The organism is Bradyrhizobium jicamae (assembly GCF_018130695.1).
In the GTDB taxonomy this organism is placed as follows: domain Bacteria; phylum Pseudomonadota; class Alphaproteobacteria; order Rhizobiales; family Xanthobacteraceae; genus Bradyrhizobium; species Bradyrhizobium jicamae_B.
Window position 1 is genome coordinate 157,529 of the sequence record NZ_JAFCJX010000016.1, and the last position, 15,279, is coordinate 172,807.

Genomic DNA, 15,279 nt, shown 5'->3' on the forward strand with positions numbered 1-15,279 from the left:
CCCAGGCCACGCTTTCGCCTTCCGCAGCGGTTGCGTTTTGCGTTAAGGTTTTGCTGGAGTCGGAGCCCGTGCAGCCTGCACAACGCCATTCACTGAGACTGCTGCAATGGATGATGGCCGCATCGCTGGCCCTTCCGCTGGCGCTGTTCGTGTTCGCCTCCACCCTGTCCTGGTTCTCGATCCACGACGCCGCCGACCGCGAGATCGGGCGCACCCTCGACGTCGCCCATGAGCACGCGCTGAAGGTGTTCGAGACCATCGACCGCAGCCTGTCTGAGATCGCCGAGGTCATCCGCAACATCCCCGATGACGGTTTTGCCGCCCGCGAGGAGGCGCTGCATAACCGGCTGAAGCAGCTCACCAGCTCGCTGCCGCAGGTGAAATCGGCCTGGGTCTTCGACGCCAGGGGTCACGCGCTGGTCAACAGCCTGGTGGTCCCGGCGCCCGACATCGACTTCTCCGACCGCGACTACTTCAAGGCCCATGTCGACCGCGACATCGGCAGCTTCATCGGCGAGAAGCTGGTCCCGCGCGCACCCTATGGCGGCTCGCCGTTCTTCGGCGTCAGCCGGCGGCGCAGCCGCCCGGACGGCAGCTTTGCCGGCGTGATCCAGGCCTCCGTACTGCCCGACTACTTCCAGAATTTCTATGCCCGGATCGGCCACGAGGCCGGCAGCTTCATGGCGCTGATCCGGACCGACGGGGCCGTGCTGGCGCATTTCCCGCCGATCGGCCACGAATTCCGCTTCGAGCCAAGCGGCCCGCTCGGGCAGCAGATCGTCGCCCATCCAGATGCCGGCATCGTCACCATCATCTCGCCGGGCGACGGTGTCGAACGTCGGCTGAGCTATCAGCGTCTCGCCGAATACCCGATCTATGTCAGCGCAGGGCTGGAGACATCGGCGATCCGCGCCCGCTGGATCTCGGCGATATCACAGCATCTGGTGTTCGGTGCGCCCGCCACCGCGCTGCTGTTCTGCCTGCTGGCGCTGGCGCTGCGGCGAACCCAGCGCATGCATGAGGAGGCCGACCGGCGGCTCGAGGCCGAGGACGCGCTGCGCCACGGCCAGCGCCTGGAAGCGCTCGGCCAGCTGACCGGCGGCGTCGCGCACGACTTCAACAATCTCTTGACCGTGATCCGCGCCTCCGTCGACATGCTGCGCCGCGCGGATCTGCCCGAGCCGCGGCGGCTGCGCTATATCGACGCGATCTCCGACACCGTGAGCCGCGCCGCCAAGCTGACCGGGCAATTGCTCGCCTTCGCCCGGCGCCAGACCCTGAAGCCGGAAGTGTTCGACGTCGGCCAGAACGTGCGGACGCTCGGCGAGATGATCGCAACGCTGATCGGCTCGCGGATCGAGATCGTCACCCAGGTGCCTGACGAGGCCGGCTTCATCAATGCCGATGCCGGCCAGTTCGAGACCGCCATCATCAATATGGCCGTCAACGCCCGCGACGCCATGGACGGCATCGGCCGCCTGACCATCGTGGTGCGCCGCGCCGACATGCTGCCGACATCAGGCACCCATCCGGTGAGCCCGCATGGCTATGTCGCGGTCTCCGTCGCCGACACCGGCATCGGCATCCCCCCGGAGATGCGCAGCCGCATCTTCGAGCCGTTCTTCACCACCAAGGCCGTCGGCCAGGGCACCGGGCTCGGCCTGTCACAGGTGTTCGGCTTCGCCAGGCAATCCGGCGGCGAGGTCGCGGTCGACAGCGAGGTCGGCAAGGGCGCGACCTTCACGCTCTACCTGCCGCGCGTGCTCGGCGCACGCCGCGAGCAGCCACCGTTTGCGGAAGATGCACCGCCGGTGGACGGCGCCGGGCGCACCGTGCTGGTCGTCGAGGACAATGAGGAGGTCGGCCGCTTCGCCGCTGACGCGCTGACCCAGCTCGGCTACACCACGGTGCTGGTCGACAATGCCACCCACGCGCTGGAAGAGCTGACCGCCGCGCCTGACCGGTTCGATGTCGTCTTCACCGACATCGTGATGCCCGGCATGAGCGGGCTGGAGCTCGCGCAGGAGATCCGCCGGCAGGGCCGCGCGATGCCGATCGTGCTCTCCAGCGGCTACAGCCAGGCCCTGGCGCAGCAGGGCAGCTCCGGCTTCGAGCTGCTGCAAAAGCCGTATTCCGCCGAGCAGCTCGCGCGCATGCTGCACAAGGTGATGGGGACGCAGAAGGTCGTCCGCGGCAGCGAGGTCGGCTGAGATACAAGGAACCCTGCGGAACTGCCCGGCGTTGTCGTCGCATGGGCAAGACAGCAGTCAAATCCAAAGACAAATCGAAGTCCGGCAAATCGTCGACGAGAAAGTCCGATTCCCGCAAAACATCCGATTCCGAGAAGAAGGCCGACGCCGTCCAGACCGAAGCCGACGAGAAAGCGGAATTCGTCGACGTCGTCGCCGAGAATGGCGACCATGTCGAACCGCCACCGCCCGAGATCGTCGAGCCCGACCCGGAACTGACGCCCGAGGAAGCCGAGGAAGTCCGCAAGGGCTACCTCCTGACGAGGTTCTGGATCAGCGCACGCGGCTATTGGGGCCGCAGCGGCGACCGTCTCGCCTGGGTGTTCAGCATCGGCCTGCTGCTGCTCATCGTCGCCAATGTCGGCGTGCAATACGGCATCAATGTCTGGAATCGCGCGATCTTCGATGCGATCGAGAAACGCGATTCCGCCACCGTCTATTATCTCACCGCGATCTTCTTTCCGCTGGCGATCGGCAGCGTCTTGCTCGGCACAGCGCAGGTGTTCGCGCGGATGGGCATCCAGCGCCGCTGGCGCGCCTGGCTGACCGATGCCGTGGTGTCGCGCTGGCTCAGCAACGGCCGCTACTATCAGCTCAATCTGGTCGATGGCGATCACAAGAACCCGGAATATCGCATCGCCGAGGACTTACGCATCGCAACCGACTCGCCGGTCGATTTCGTCGCCGGCGTCACCTCGGCATTGTTATCGGCCGCGACCTTCATCGTCGTGCTCTGGACCATCGGCGGCGCGCTGACGGTCACGCTCGGCGGATCGTCGGTGACGATCCCCGGCTTCCTCGTCATCGCCGCGATCGTCTATGCCGCGATCGCCTCCGGCTCGATCATGGCGATCGGACGCAGCTTCGTGCAGATCTCCGAGGACAAGAACCAGGCCGAGGCCGAATACCGCTACGTGCTGACCCGCGTGCGCGAGAATGGCGAGAGCATCGCGCTGCTCGGCGGCGAGCAGGAGGAGCGCGACGGCATCGACCGAACGTTTTCGAAAGTGCTGCGGCAATGGGCCCGGCTCGCCGGCCAGCACATGCGTACCACGCTGGTGTCGCAGGGATCGAGTTTGATTGCCCCTGTGGTGCCTCTTCTGCTCTGCGCGCCAAAATTCCTCGACGGCAGCATGTCGCTCGGACAGGTGATGCAGGCGGCCTCCGCCTTCACCATCGTGCAGACCGCGTTCGGCTGGCTGGTCGACAATTACCCGCGGCTCGCCGACTGGAACGCCTGCGCGCGGCGCATCGCTTCGCTCATGATGTCGCTCGATGGCCTCGAGCGCGCCGAAACGGGCGACGGCTTCGGCCGCATCAAGCGCGGCGAGACCGAGGGCGAAACGATGCTGAGCCTCAACGATCTCTCCGTCACGCTCGACGATGGCACGGCCGTGGTCGGCGAGACCGAAGTCTCGATCGCGCCTGGCGAGCGGCTGCTCGTCGCTGGCGAATCCGGCACGGGAAAAAGCACGCTGGTGCGCGCGATCGCAGGCTTGTGGCCATGGGGTGGCGGCAGCGTCGGCCTGCATGCCGACCGTCGCCTGTTCATGCTGCCGCAAAAGCCCTACGTGCCCTCGGGCACCTTGCGTCGCGCGGTCGCCTATCCCGGCGCGGCCGAGGACTGGACCATCGATGAGATCAGCGAAGCCCTGCACAAGGTCGGGCTCGATCATCTCAGGGAGAAGATCGAGGAGGACGCGCCGTGGGACCAGACGCTGTCCGGCGGCGAGAAGCAGCGCCTCGCGTTTGCGCGGCTGCTGCTGCACAGCCCCGACATCGTCGTGCTCGACGAATCGACCTCCGCGCTCGACGAGAAGAGCCAGGACAAGATGATGGAGATGGTGACGCAGGAGTTGCCCAAGGCGACCATCGTCAGCGTCGCGCATCGCGTCGAGCTCGAAGCGTTCCACAGCCGCAAGATCGTGCTGGAGCGGCGCAAGGGCGGCGCCAGGCTGGTCAGCGACGTCGACCTGATCCCGCGCAAGGGCAAGCGCCGCCTGCTCGGCCGCTTCCTGCGCGGACGACAGGGAAAGAAGGCGGCGTAGCCCGGATGGAGCGCAGCGCAATCCGGGACAAGCCTATCCAGATGCGAGAATCCCGGATTACGCTGCGCTCCATCCGGGCTACATTCTCGGCACCGCGACATTGGAGTCCCCGTCAAAACCGGCTATGCCTGCGCCGCTTTTGACGAGGACGACACTTGATCCCCAGCAATGATCCCACTCCCTCGCCGTTCGGCACTTTCGCGCCGAATGCCGCGCAGGCCGCCATCATCCGTCTCGCGCACGGCTCGCGGCTGAAGCGCGGCGTGTTCCGCCCGTGGCTGTCGCGGCTGGTCAATCTGCTGCGCAGCGGTCCCGTCGACGTGCCGTATCAGGGCGCATCGTTCCGCTTCTATCACCAGGCCAGCGCCACCGAACGCGGCGCGCTGTTCAATCCCGCCTACAATCTGGAAGAGCTGGATTTCCTGCGCCGTCATGTGCGCACCGGAGGCACCTTCGTCGATGTCGGCGCCAATGTCGGCACCTATGCGCTGGCGCTGGCGCGCGACGTCGGCACCGACGGCAAGGTGATCGCGATCGAGCCGCATCCGGTGACGCATTCGCGGCTCGCCTTCAACACGATGGCGTCCAACACCAAGCAAGTGAGACTCGTCGCGGCCGCCGCCGGGCCATCCGATGGCGAGCTGATGATCGAGACCGACGGCGACAATCTCGGCGCCAGCCACATCGTGTCAGGCACAGCATCAGGCAAGGCGTTCAAGGTGCCGTCGCTGCGGCTGCAGCGCATCCTCGATGAAGCCGGCGTGACGCAGGTCGACGCACTGAAGATCGACGTCGAAGGTTTCGAGGATCGCGTGCTCACCGGCTTCTTCAAGGACGCACCCGAGAGCCTGTGGCCCCGCGCGGTGGTGATCGAGCATCTGTCGAAGGACGAATGGCTCGCCGACTGCATCGCCGACATGCGCGCACGTGGTTACGTCGAGCAAGGCCGCACCCGCAGCAACACGCTGCTGGTGCGCGGCTAACGCGCTACATCGCAACGCGATGCTGCAAGCCGCCGTCAGGTGAGCGCATTCGCCTGACGAAGAACAGGAACATCGCGGTGCGCGGTCGGCTATCGCAGCATGCCGATCGAACCTCCCGAGATTCCGCCGACAACGCCGGGCACACCGAGCGAGCCGCCGCCGGGCATTCCGCCCGGCAATCCCAACCCGGAGATCCCCGCTCCGGTGCGCGAGCCCGGTGAGCCGCCGCGACCGGATGAATTGCCTGGCAAGATGCCGGAGGAGCTTCCGGTGCGTGGGCCGCCGCCAGCGCCAAATGGGCCTCCGCCCGCGACGGATTAAGCTGTTATCGCCGCATGTTTGGCGAGGGGAACGCGCGTGTCAGGATATTTCTTCTGAATGCGCAGTGAACAAATGCGCATGCAACCCGTTATGATGTCGAAATAAACTGCGCCCCTGATTCGTGGCTCGCCACAATCCGGCCCAACCGCTAGCAGTTCATCGTCCTGCCGAATTGTTCGGTGTAGCGTTTCCATCCTGCCCACCTGCCCAGATTTTCTTTCCGCCGGGGACTTCAATACATGACAAAGCTTCGTCTCTTGCTGCTTGCCACGACCGCGCTGACGGTCATGCAGCTCGCAGCTTCAGCATCGCACGCGCAGACTGCGCCGCTCGTCGTCGCGCAGGCGAAGGAAGAGGAGAAGAAGGGACCGGGCACGCCGCCGGCCAAGCAGGCGCCGGGCCAGCCTCCCGCACGCCCGGGCGCGCCGCCAGCTGCAGCACCGCACGCGCCGACACCGCCACCGGCCGCAGCTCCTGCGCGTCCGACGCCGCCGCCCGCGGCAGCGCCGCCGGCCCGTCCGACTCCGCCCTCACCGCCTCCTGCGGCAGCACCCGCGCGTCCGACCCCACCGCCGCCTCCGCCCGCTGCAGCCCCCGCGCGTCCGACCCCGCCGTCGCCTCCGCCGGCTGCGGCCCCCGCGCGTCCGGCACCGACGCCGCCGCCTGCGGCAGCGCCTGCACGCCCGACAACGCCGCCGCCCACCGCGGCTCCGCCGGCTCACACCCCTCCGCCGCCACCGCCGCCGCCTCCTGCAGCCGCGCCGAAGGCTCCACCCGCGCCGACACCGGCTCCGGGCGCCGCTCCCGCCGCGCGCCCGGCAACGCCGCCGGCTGCGGCGACGCCTGCGCCAAGCCCGGCGCCGACGGCGACGCCACCGGCACCCGGCACCCGGCCGGGCGGACCTCCGACCGGTGCGAGGCAGCCCTCAGGTGCTGCGCCCGCCCCTTCGGCCACGACCACGCCGGCGCCGAGCGCAACGACGACGCCGCCCGCTGCAGGTGCACCGCCCGCGCGCCCCGGCACGCCGCCGGCCGCCGCGGCGCCGCCTCCACCCGCTGCCGGCACTCCTCCGGCTGCGACCACTCCGCCGCCCGCCGCAGGCGCACCGCCGACGCGGCCCGGCGCACCGCCCGCTCCGGGAGCGGCACCGCCGCCGCCCGCCGCCGGCACAGCCACGCCGATCCCGCCGGCTGCACAGGGACGCCCGACCGTCACGCCCGGCTCGGCGGCCGCAACGCCTCCGCCCGGCCGCGCGCAATTCGCGCCGCCGACGGTCGCTCCGGCCTTCCGCGCCGCACCGACGGTTGCCGCACCGCTGCCGCCTCCGCCGCGTCCGCCGCAGCGTGACCTGACGCCGCTCGCGATCGGTGCGGGTGTGGTGGCCGGTGCCGTGGTCGGCGCGACCATCGCGGACTACCGCAATCAGCGCCGCGAGGTCGTCGAAGGCGGCCGGACCATCTATACGGAGCCGGATCGCATCATCATCCGCGACCCCAGCGGTCAGGAATATGTCCGCGGCAACGATCTCTATCGTTTCCGCTACGGCGCCCGCGACATCCGCACCGAGACGGTCGGCGGCGAAACCCGCACGGTCGTGATCCGTCCTGACGGCACCGAGGTGATCACGGTGGTCGGTGCCGACGGTCAATTGCTCCGCCGGATCCGCAGGGATCAGCGCGGCCGCGAGATCGTCATCATCGACAACAGCTACCGCGATCCGCGCGCGGTCGGCGGCTTCTATGTCGACGTGCCGCCGCCGGTGGTGAACATCCCCTACGATCGCTACATCGTCGATGCCCAGGAGGCGTCGCCGCAGGTGATCTACGAGACGATGCGGGCGCCGCCGGTGCAGCGGATCGAGCGGCGCTACTCGCTCGACGAGATCCGCTACAGCCCGAACGTCCGCATGGCGATGCCGAGCATCGACGTCAACACGATCAACTTCGAAACGGGATCGTGGACCATCCCGCCGGACCAGGCGGCCCGGCTGCAGGTGATCGCCGACGGCATCAATCAGGCGATCCAGGCCAACCCGCAGGAGGTGTTCCTGATCGAGGGCCACACCGACGCGGTTGGCAACGACGTCGACAATCTGTCGCTGTCGGATCGCCGGGCGCAGGCCGCCGCCGAATTGCTGACCCAGCAGTTCAACGTGCCCGCGGAGAACCTGACCTCGCAGGGCTACGGCAAGCAGTACCTGAAGGAGCAGACCGACGGCCCGAGCCTGATCAACCGCCGCGTCACCGTCCGCCGCATCACGCCGCTGCTGAACGGCGGCCAGGCGAATGCGGCGCCGCCTCCGCCGCCGCGACAGTAAGGGCATCGCGACAAGGAAATGGCCGGGAGCGATCCCGGCCATTTTTGTTTTGGTCAGGCGCTCAGAGCACGCGGCGCAACACAGGCTTCGCAGATCGCCGCGGCATGACGATGATCCGTGCCGCAGCAGCCGCCGAGGATACGCATGCCGGGGAATGCACGGCGGAGGTCCGCATAGCGGCGGCCGAGATCGGACGGATCGCCGCAATCCAGCACCTCGGACTCATCCAGCTCTCGATGGCTCTTGGCCGAGGCATTGGCCCTGACGCCGTGAATGCGCTTGACCCATGCCTCGCCTGCTTCCAGCGCACGCTCGAAATGCGTCGGATGGGCGCAATTGATCAGGAAATATTCGGGCGCATTTTGCGTTTCGCGATCGACGGCCTCGATCGCCTCGCGCAGCGTTTCCCCCTTCACGAGCCGCGCATCGGTTTCGACCGTGAAGGAGATCACGACCGGAATGCCTTGCGCCTTCGCCGCGCGCGCGATCCCGATCGCCTCGCTGATGCCGGTCAGGGTGTAGGCCGTCACCATGTCGGCGCCGGCCTCGGCAAAGGCGCCGATCTGCGCGGCGTGATAGGCCTCGGCCTCGGAGGCGTCCATGTTGCCGGCCTTGTATCCGTCGCCGCGCGGGCCGATCGCGCCGCTGACGACGCAATTCATGTTCGGCCGTTCCCAATTCGCCCGCAACTCGTTCAGGAACTCGATCGCGCGGATATTGATCGATCTGAGCGCAGCTGCGTCATAGCCGAGCTTGGCGCCCCAATCCGGATTGGCGCGCCAAGTCGGGCTGTCGAGCACGAAGCCGGTGCCATGGTCGCGGGCGATCGCGAGATAGGATTCGTAATATTGCTTGAGCTGCCGCCGGCCCGCCTCGCTGTCGAGCAGGACGAATGCGGCGAAGTGAGGCAGCTCGATCCCGTGATGGAAGATCAGGGTCGTCTCCATGCCGCCATCGGTGAGAAACAGGCCGCCGCGCCGTTGCGGCAGATCGTATCGGTATTTGGTCATCTCACGACTCCGTCGATCAAAACACCGTTGCCAGTAGGTCTGATGACGCCGGCTCGGGTCTGACGAAGTTGGTGCCGCATAATGTCGCGGCGTCCTAGCCGGCTCGTGGTGCAGCTGCATTTCGAGCTACAAAGCCAACGGAAATCAGACGCTTGCAGCGCGTGCCGCCGTATCGCGATGTCCGGCCGCACCCGAAAACCGGACTGACGGTACAGTTTTTGGAGGTCACCATGGGCAAGGGCGAGGCCACGCGTGAGCGTATTCTCGAAATCGCCGAAGCCGCCGTGCTCGCCAAGGGCTTTGGCGCCACCTCCATCGAGGAAGTGATCGCGGAAGCCGGTTTGACCAAGAGCGGCTTCTTCTATCACTTCAGGGACAAGAACGCGCTCGCGCGCGAAATGCTGCGGCGCTATGTCGAGACCAATGATCGGCTGTTCGACGACGTCTTCGCGCGCGGACGGCAATTGTCCGACGATCCCCTGCAGGCGTTCCTGATCTCGCTGAAGCTGCTGGCGGAGGTGATGGCCGACCTGCCGAGCGGCCATCCGGGCTGCCTGATCGCCAGCATCTGCTATCAGGAACGGCTGTTCGATCGCGAGGTGCGCGCGCTGACCGCGCAATCGGTGCGTGACTGGAACGCTCGCTTCCGCGCGATCCTCGACGGGGTCGCGGCGGTCCATCCGCCGCGCGAGGCCGTGGATCTCGATGACGTCGCCGACATGCTGTCCTGCGTGGTGGACGGCGCCATCATCATGTCGAAGACCCTCAACGATTCGAGCCGGCTCGAGCGGCAGATCCTGCTGTTCCGCAACTACATCAAGCTGCTGTTCTCGGGACCGTCGCTGTCGTAGCGGCTCGCGCTTACCGCTTCATCTGCTGCGGATCGTAGAAGAATCGCTCCTCGATCAGCTCTTCGCCGCGCCAGGTCTGCCACGCCACCTCTTCCATGCTGCGCACCCTGCCGTCCTTGCCGGTGAATTCGAAGCGCCAACAGATCGCGGAGTGATCGCCGTCGAGCAGCAGCGGCCCGAGCCGCGTGGTCTTGACGGCGGAGACGGAGGCCAGGATCGCGGCTTCGCGCGCAGCCAGATCATCGCGGCCGACCCGCCACTCGCCGTCATTCTCCTGCGTCCGCGCGTCTGATGCATAGAACTTCTGGATCGCGCCGACGTGGTCGTTGGATTCGACGGTATCGGCGAAGGCTTGCAGGGTGGCGAGCGAGGGCATGGGGCATCTCCACAATTACCGACTGATGGTCGGTATTTATCGACTGCCGGTCGGTAAGTCAATTGGCGCCGGCACGGAACTGCGCTAGAGCTAGACCATGGCAACCCAGGCCGAGCGGCGCGAGAAGACCCAGGCTGCGATCATCAAGGCGGCGAAGCGCATCTTCGGCGAGCGCGGCTTTGCGGCAGCGACGATGGACGACATCGCCGGCGCCGCGCGCGTCGCCAAGGGCGCAGTCTATCATCATTTCACAACCAAGGAGGCGCTATTCGAGGCCGTGTTCGAGCAGACCTCGCTTGAACTCGTCGCCGATCTCGACCGCATCTCGCGCGCGGAAAAGGATCCGTTGGCCGCGATGGCGGCGGGAACGCAGGGCTATTTCGCGGCTTGCTCGAGGGGCGCCACTGGCCAGATCATTTTGCGCGATGGACCCGCCGTGCTCGGCTGGGAGCGCTGGCGCGAGATCGACGCCAGGCATTTCGGCGGCAAGTTTCCCCGCGCGCTGGCGGCCGCGATGGATGCGGGCGTGATCGCGAAGCAGCCGATCGAGCCGCTGGCGCGGCTGCTGCTCGGCGCAGTGACGGAGGCGGCGGTTGCGGTGTCCGCCGGACCGGATATCGGCAAGGTCGGCACCGACTACGCGCGCGCGTTTCGCTCGCTGCTGGATGCGCTAAGGGTGAAGTGAATTGGTAGGGTGGGCAAAGGAGCGTAGCGACGTGCCCACCATTCACGGCGTGCTCGCGATGGTGGGCACGCTTCGCTTTGCCCACCCTACGCAGCTGAATGAAACTGCGCGACCTAGCTCTTGTCGCTCTTTTCGCCCTTGTCGTTCTCGAGCTGGAAGATCTGCGCGCCCTCGCCGCTCGAGATCAGGCCGGTCTTGCCGTACAGCCCGAGCTTGGCGCGCGTATCGGCGATGTCGAGGTTGCGCATGGTCAGCTGGCCGATGCGGTTTTCCGGCGTGAACGGCGCGTCCTCGACCTTCTCCATGCTGAGCCGTTCCGGCGCATAGGTCAGGTTCGGGCTCTCCGTGTTCATGATCGAATAGTCGTTGCCGCGGCGCAGCTCCAGCATCACCTCGCCGGTGACGGCGCGCGCGACCCAGCGCTGCGCGGTCTCGCGCAGCATCAGCGCCTGCGAGTCGAACCAGCGGCCCTGATAGAGCAGCCGGCCGAGCCGCATACCGCTGATGCGGTACTGCTCGATCGTATCCTCGTTGTGGATGCCGGTGACGAGGCGCTCATAGGCGATGTGGAAGAGCGCCATGCCCGGCGCCTCGTAAATGCCGCGGCTCTTGGCCTCGATGATGCGGTTCTCGATCTGGTCGCTCATGCCGAGACCGTGGCGGCCGCCGATCGCATTGGCTTCGAGGAACAGCGCGACCGGATCGGCAAAGGTCTTGCCGTTCAGCGCGACCGGCTGGCCCTCCTCGAAACGCACCACGACCTTTTCGGCTTTCACCGCACAGTCGTCGCGCCAGAACGGCACGCCCATGATCGGGTTGACGATCGTGATGCCGCTGTCGAGGCTTTCGAGATCCTTGGCCTCATGCGTTGCGCCGAGCAGATTGCTGTCGGTCGAGTACGCCTTCTCGGCGCTCATCTTGTAGGCGAAGCCCTGCGCGGTCATAAACGCCGACATCTCGGCGCGGCCGCCGAGCTCGTCGATGAACTGCTGGTCGAGCCAGGGCTTGTAGATGCGCAGCGACGGATTGGTCAGCAGGCCGTAGCGGTAGAAGCGCTCGATGTCGTTACCCTTGAAGGTCGAGCCGTCGCCCCAGATGTTGACGCCGTCCTCCTTCATCGTCGAGACCAGCATCGTGCCGGTCACCGCGCGGCCGAGCGGCGTGGTGTTGAAATAGGTGATGCCGCCGGTCGAGATGTGGAAGGCGCCGGACTGGATCGCGGCGATGCCTTCATGGACGAGTTGAGTGCGGCAGTCGACCAGGCGGGCCTTCTCGGCGCCGAACTCACGCGCTTTGCGGGGAATCTCGTCATAGTCGGCCTCGTCGGGCTGGCCGAGATTGGCGGTGTAGGCGTAGCAGCGGGCGCCCTTCTGCTTCATCCAGAGCAATGCCGCTGACGTGTCGAGACCGCCGGAGAAGGCGATGCCGACTTTTTCGCCCGTAGGCAGGCTTTTCAGGATCGTGGTCATGGAGCGTCCAATCGGTCTGGCAAATGAGGCTATGAGCCTGCGCGAATAACAAATTTCGCCGCTCGGGGCACGCGTTTAATGGCCCTTCACCTCTCCCTTGGGAGAGGTCGCGCCGAAGGCGCGGGTGAGGGGTTACGGTCCCTCGTTAGAGCTGTGCCCCCTCACCCGATTTGCTGCGCAAATCGACCTCTCCCCGCTGGGGAGAGGTGGACCGGCCGCGCAGGCGCTGCATCAGGCGGTAGCCTGGCTGGGCCAGCCGGGTCAGCGCGGCATCGACCTGCGCATCGGTCAGCCGGGTCGCCGTCCAGCGGTAGATCAGGGCATAGGCCAGCCAGATCACGAAGAAGGTGACGAGGCCCGCGATCGCGACGTCGGTGAAGAAGTGGCCGCCGAAGGCCATCCGCAGTGCGCTGGTGGTGATGCCGAACACGGTCGCCGCGGCGTAGGCCAGCGGCCGCCAGGCCGGCGGCGCCAGCGCGGCCGGCGCATAGGTCCAGAATGCGGTGGCGCCCTCGCCCGAGAAGAACGAGCAGTTGCGCGCGCAGGTGCCGCGCGGATCCCACCACGGCACGAATTGCTGGTCGCCGTTGAACTGCGTCACCACCACCGGCCGCGGCCGGCCCCAATAGCTCTTGAAGGTGAGGTTGGTGAGGATGCCCGCGGAAAGGATGATCGTCACCAGCAGGAAGATCGCGGCACGGCCCGAGATCAGCATCGGCCGGTCAGGCCGCAAGAACTTCACCACGATCGCCGCAAGCGCCGGCAGCACGAAGGCCCACGCAACCCACATCGCCGCATCGCGCGCGAACGCCGCCACCGCATTGAGCTTCAGCGGGAACGCTTTTTGCGCGACATCATAGAACAGGGCCGCGAGCTTCAGGTCGAGCTCGGGAAAGATCCCGAACAAGAGCCCGATGACGAGCGCAAGGCCGATCGCAATGACAAGTCCGGTCCGGTTCATGGCGCGCGGTTTAGCCGAGGCGGAGTGGCATGAAAAGCATCACAGCGGCCGTGATCGCGACGGCAGCGGCGGCGGGGGCCGCAGCGGACGCGGCGGCACGCGCCAGGCGCCCGCGGTGCGGCCTGCGACCAGCCAGTACACGAGCCCTGCGACAATGCCGGCGCCGGTCATGATCTCCATGTGCCGGCGCACGATGCCGTCGAAGTGAAGGGTATTCGGATCAAAGGGCGTCAGCCCGAGATAGCAGGCCGCGCCCACGATTGCGCCGCCGATCGCGTAAGCGAGCACACTCCTGATGTAGAACGCTTCGGTGATCAGCACCACGATCAGCGCCGGCAACAGCGCGAAACCGGAGATGAAGATGAAGCCGAAGCCGATCACCACATTGATCGCGGTCTGATCGATCTGCCCGCCGAAATCGCTGATCTCCGGATACAGCACCGCACCGACCACGATGATCCCTGCCACGAAGCAGGCGAGCAGGAAAGCGAAGAAGATCACGAACAGACGGCCGATCAGTGCCATGGCGGAATTCCATCCAACGACAGAGTTGGCCCCGATCTCACTACCGTCATGCCCGGGCTTGTCCCGGGCATCCACGTCTTGTCTCGCGGAGATCGCGTGAAGACGTGGATGGCCGGGACAAGCCCGGCCATGACGACCTTTCCAATCACGCCGATCAATCCGTCATCGCCATGGCGCGCAGCGCCTGGCGCTCGCGGGCCGAGAGCTTCTCGGTCTCCGACTTCAACTGCCCGCAGGCGGCGAGGATGTCGCGGCCGCGCGGGGTGCGCACCGGCGAGGAATAGCCGGCGTTGAAGATGTATTCGGAGAATTTTTCGATCTGATCCCAGTCCGAGCACTCGTACTTCGTGCCAGGCCAGGGATTGAACGGGATCAGGTTGATCTTGGCCGGAATGCCCTTGAGCAGCTTCACCAGCAGCTTGGCGTCATCGAGCGAATCGTTGACGCCCTTCAGCATCACATATTCGAAGGTGATGCGCCGCGCGTTCGAGGCGCCGGGATAATCGCGGCAGGCCTGCAGCAATTCCTTGATCGGATATTTGCGGTTGAGCGGCACCAGCTCGTTGCGCAGCTCGTCGCGCACCGCATGCAGGGAGATCGCGAGCATGACGCCGATCTCCTCGCCGGTGCGCTTGATGTTCGGCACCACGCCCGAGGTCGACAGCGTGATGCGGCGGCGGGAGATGCCGATGCCTTCATTGTCGCCGACGATCAGCAGCGCATCGCGCACCGCATCGAAATTGTAGAGCGGCTCGCCCATGCCCATCATCACGATGTTGGTGACGCGGCGCGTGCCGTCTTCGCGGTCGGCCCAGTCGTTGAGACGATCCCGCGCCACCATCACCTGGCCGACGATCTCGCCGGCGGTGAGATTGCGCACCAGGCGCTGCGTGCCGGTGTGGCAGAACGAACAATTCAGTGTGCAGCCGACCTGCGAGGAGACGCACAGCGTGCCGCGATCGGTCTCGGGGATGTAGACGCACTCGACCTCGTGCGGGCGCTCGAAATTCTCGCCGCTCGGCAGCCGCAGCAGCCATTTGCGGGTGCCGTCATTGGAGATCTGCTCGGCGACGACCTCAGGACGGTCGACGGTGAAATGCTTCTCGAGCTCCGCGCGCATGTCCTTCGAGACGTTGGTCATCTCGCCGAAATTCCTGGCGCCGCGGAAGTACATCCAGTTCCAGAGCTGCTGGGTACGCATCTTGCGTTGCGCCGGCGCGACCCCGATCTCGCCGAGCCGATCGGCGATCTCGGCGCGCGACAGCCCGATCAGCGACGGCTTGGCCGGCGGCACATAGGTTTCGAGCGGAAGCTTTTCGAGCGGCGCGTTGGCCGTGGAGTCAGTCATCGACATCAAATGGGCTTTCGAGCCGTAGGGTGGGCAAAGCGAAGCGTGCCCACCTTCAAGAGCAATGGACGAAATGGTGGGCACGGCGCTTTGCGCCTTTGCCCACCCTACGTCGCGGTCTTCAAATAGGCCTTC

At 66.5% G+C, this 15,279-nt stretch carries 13 protein-coding genes; 7 read left to right on the forward strand and 6 right to left on the reverse strand.

Going from position 1 to position 15,279, the window contains the following annotated elements:
* Positions 1–68: 68 nt before the first annotated feature.
* The 5 genes from JQ604_RS23755 (at position 69) to JQ604_RS23775 (ending at position 7,919) form a co-directional block, all read left to right on the forward strand.
* On the forward strand, positions 69–2,210 hold the full coding sequence (locus tag JQ604_RS23755; RefSeq protein WP_212362628.1) for a hybrid sensor histidine kinase/response regulator: 2,142 nt from the start codon (positions 69–71) through the stop codon (positions 2,208–2,210).
* Positions 2,211–2,251: 41 nt separating this feature from the next.
* The gene (locus tag JQ604_RS23760) at positions 2,252–4,297 is read left to right on the forward strand and encodes an ABC transporter ATP-binding protein/permease (RefSeq protein WP_212362631.1); all 2,046 of its coding nucleotides are present in this window, start codon (positions 2,252–2,254) and stop codon (positions 4,295–4,297) included.
* Positions 4,298–4,452: 155 nt separating this feature from the next.
* Entirely contained in the window at positions 4,453–5,280 is an 828-nt protein-coding gene (locus JQ604_RS23765; protein WP_212362634.1) for an FkbM family methyltransferase, read from the forward strand.
* A 99-nt stretch (positions 5,281–5,379) separates the two neighbouring features.
* Positions 5,380–5,601, forward strand: a complete 222-nt coding sequence (locus tag JQ604_RS23770; RefSeq protein WP_212362636.1) for a hypothetical protein — start codon at positions 5,380–5,382, stop codon at positions 5,599–5,601.
* A 239-nt stretch (positions 5,602–5,840) separates the two neighbouring features.
* Complete coding sequence (locus JQ604_RS23775; RefSeq protein WP_212362638.1) at positions 5,841–7,919, forward strand: OmpA family protein; 2,079 nt, start codon at positions 5,841–5,843, stop codon at positions 7,917–7,919.
* 53 nt (positions 7,920–7,972) lie between these two features.
* On the opposite strand, the gene JQ604_RS23780 is transcribed toward JQ604_RS23775, so the two are convergent.
* Positions 7,973–8,929, reverse strand: a complete 957-nt coding sequence (locus tag JQ604_RS23780) for a homocysteine S-methyltransferase family protein (protein WP_212362640.1) — start codon at positions 8,927–8,929, stop codon at positions 7,973–7,975.
* A gap of 230 nt (positions 8,930–9,159) precedes the next feature.
* On the opposite strand from JQ604_RS23780, the gene JQ604_RS23785 reads away from it, so the two are divergent.
* Positions 9,160–9,780 carry a TetR/AcrR family transcriptional regulator gene (locus JQ604_RS23785; RefSeq protein ID WP_212362642.1) on the forward strand — a complete coding sequence of 207 codons (621 nt, stop codon included), beginning with the start codon at positions 9,160–9,162 and terminating at the stop codon, positions 9,778–9,780.
* Positions 9,781–9,790: 10 nt separating this feature from the next.
* Here the strand turns inward: JQ604_RS23785 and JQ604_RS23790 are convergent, their stop codons facing one another.
* Complete coding sequence (locus tag JQ604_RS23790; protein ID WP_212362644.1) at positions 9,791–10,156, reverse strand: nuclear transport factor 2 family protein; 366 nt, start codon at positions 10,154–10,156, stop codon at positions 9,791–9,793.
* A 97-nt stretch (positions 10,157–10,253) separates the two neighbouring features.
* Here JQ604_RS23790 and JQ604_RS23795 point away from each other — a divergent pair, with 97 nt between their 5' ends.
* The gene (locus JQ604_RS23795) at positions 10,254–10,841 is read left to right on the forward strand and encodes a TetR/AcrR family transcriptional regulator (protein WP_212362646.1); all 588 of its coding nucleotides are present in this window, start codon (positions 10,254–10,256) and stop codon (positions 10,839–10,841) included.
* A 113-nt stretch (positions 10,842–10,954) separates the two neighbouring features.
* Here the strand turns inward: JQ604_RS23795 and argG are convergent, their stop codons facing one another.
* The 4 genes from argG to rlmN all read right to left on the reverse strand — a co-directional run bounded on the left by argG (position 10,955) and on the right by rlmN (position 15,144).
* Positions 10,955–12,310: an argininosuccinate synthase gene (gene argG / locus JQ604_RS23800; protein ID WP_212362649.1), complete on the reverse strand. Its 1,356-nt coding sequence runs from the start codon at positions 12,308–12,310 to the stop codon at positions 10,955–10,957.
* Between the two features lie 145 nt (positions 12,311–12,455).
* Positions 12,456–13,271: a phosphatase PAP2 family protein gene (locus JQ604_RS23805; RefSeq protein ID WP_212362652.1), complete on the reverse strand. Its 816-nt coding sequence runs from the start codon at positions 13,269–13,271 to the stop codon at positions 12,456–12,458.
* Between the two features lie 39 nt (positions 13,272–13,310).
* Positions 13,311–13,796 (reverse strand): hypothetical protein, encoded by a 486-nt coding sequence (locus JQ604_RS23810; RefSeq protein WP_212362655.1) that lies wholly within the window; start codon positions 13,794–13,796, stop codon positions 13,311–13,313.
* A gap of 154 nt (positions 13,797–13,950) precedes the next feature.
* Positions 13,951–15,144: a 23S rRNA (adenine(2503)-C(2))-methyltransferase RlmN gene (gene rlmN / locus JQ604_RS23815; protein ID WP_212362730.1), complete on the reverse strand. Its 1,194-nt coding sequence runs from the start codon at positions 15,142–15,144 to the stop codon at positions 13,951–13,953.
* Between the last annotated feature and the right edge of the window lie 135 nt (positions 15,145–15,279).

Excerpts from the sequence above, each read along its gene's own strand:
- JQ604_RS23760 (WP_212362631.1), top strand. The coding sequence starts at position 2,252 with ATGGGCAAGACAGCAGTCAAATCCAAAGACAAATCGAAGTCCGGCAAA.
- JQ604_RS23770 (WP_212362636.1), top strand. The coding sequence starts at position 5,380 with ATGCCGATCGAACCTCCCGAGATTCCGCCGACAACGCCGGGCACACCG.
- JQ604_RS23775 (WP_212362638.1), top strand. The coding sequence starts at position 5,841 with ATGACAAAGCTTCGTCTCTTGCTGCTTGCCACGACCGCGCTGACGGTC.
- JQ604_RS23780 (WP_212362640.1), bottom strand. The coding sequence starts at position 8,929 with ATGACCAAATACCGATACGATCTGCCGCAACGGCGCGGCGGCCTGTTT.
- JQ604_RS23785 (WP_212362642.1), top strand. The coding sequence starts at position 9,160 with ATGGGCAAGGGCGAGGCCACGCGTGAGCGTATTCTCGAAATCGCCGAA.
- JQ604_RS23790 (WP_212362644.1), bottom strand. The coding sequence starts at position 10,156 with ATGCCCTCGCTCGCCACCCTGCAAGCCTTCGCCGATACCGTCGAATCC.
- JQ604_RS23795 (WP_212362646.1), top strand. The coding sequence starts at position 10,254 with ATGGCAACCCAGGCCGAGCGGCGCGAGAAGACCCAGGCTGCGATCATC.
- argG (WP_212362649.1), bottom strand. The coding sequence starts at position 12,310 with ATGACCACGATCCTGAAAAGCCTGCCTACGGGCGAAAAAGTCGGCATC.
- JQ604_RS23805 (WP_212362652.1), bottom strand. The coding sequence starts at position 13,271 with ATGAACCGGACCGGACTTGTCATTGCGATCGGCCTTGCGCTCGTCATC.
- JQ604_RS23810 (WP_212362655.1), bottom strand. The coding sequence starts at position 13,796 with ATGGCACTGATCGGCCGTCTGTTCGTGATCTTCTTCGCTTTCCTGCTC.
- rlmN (WP_212362730.1), bottom strand. The coding sequence starts at position 15,144 with ATGACTGACTCCACGGCCAACGCGCCGCTCGAAAAGCTTCCGCTCGAA.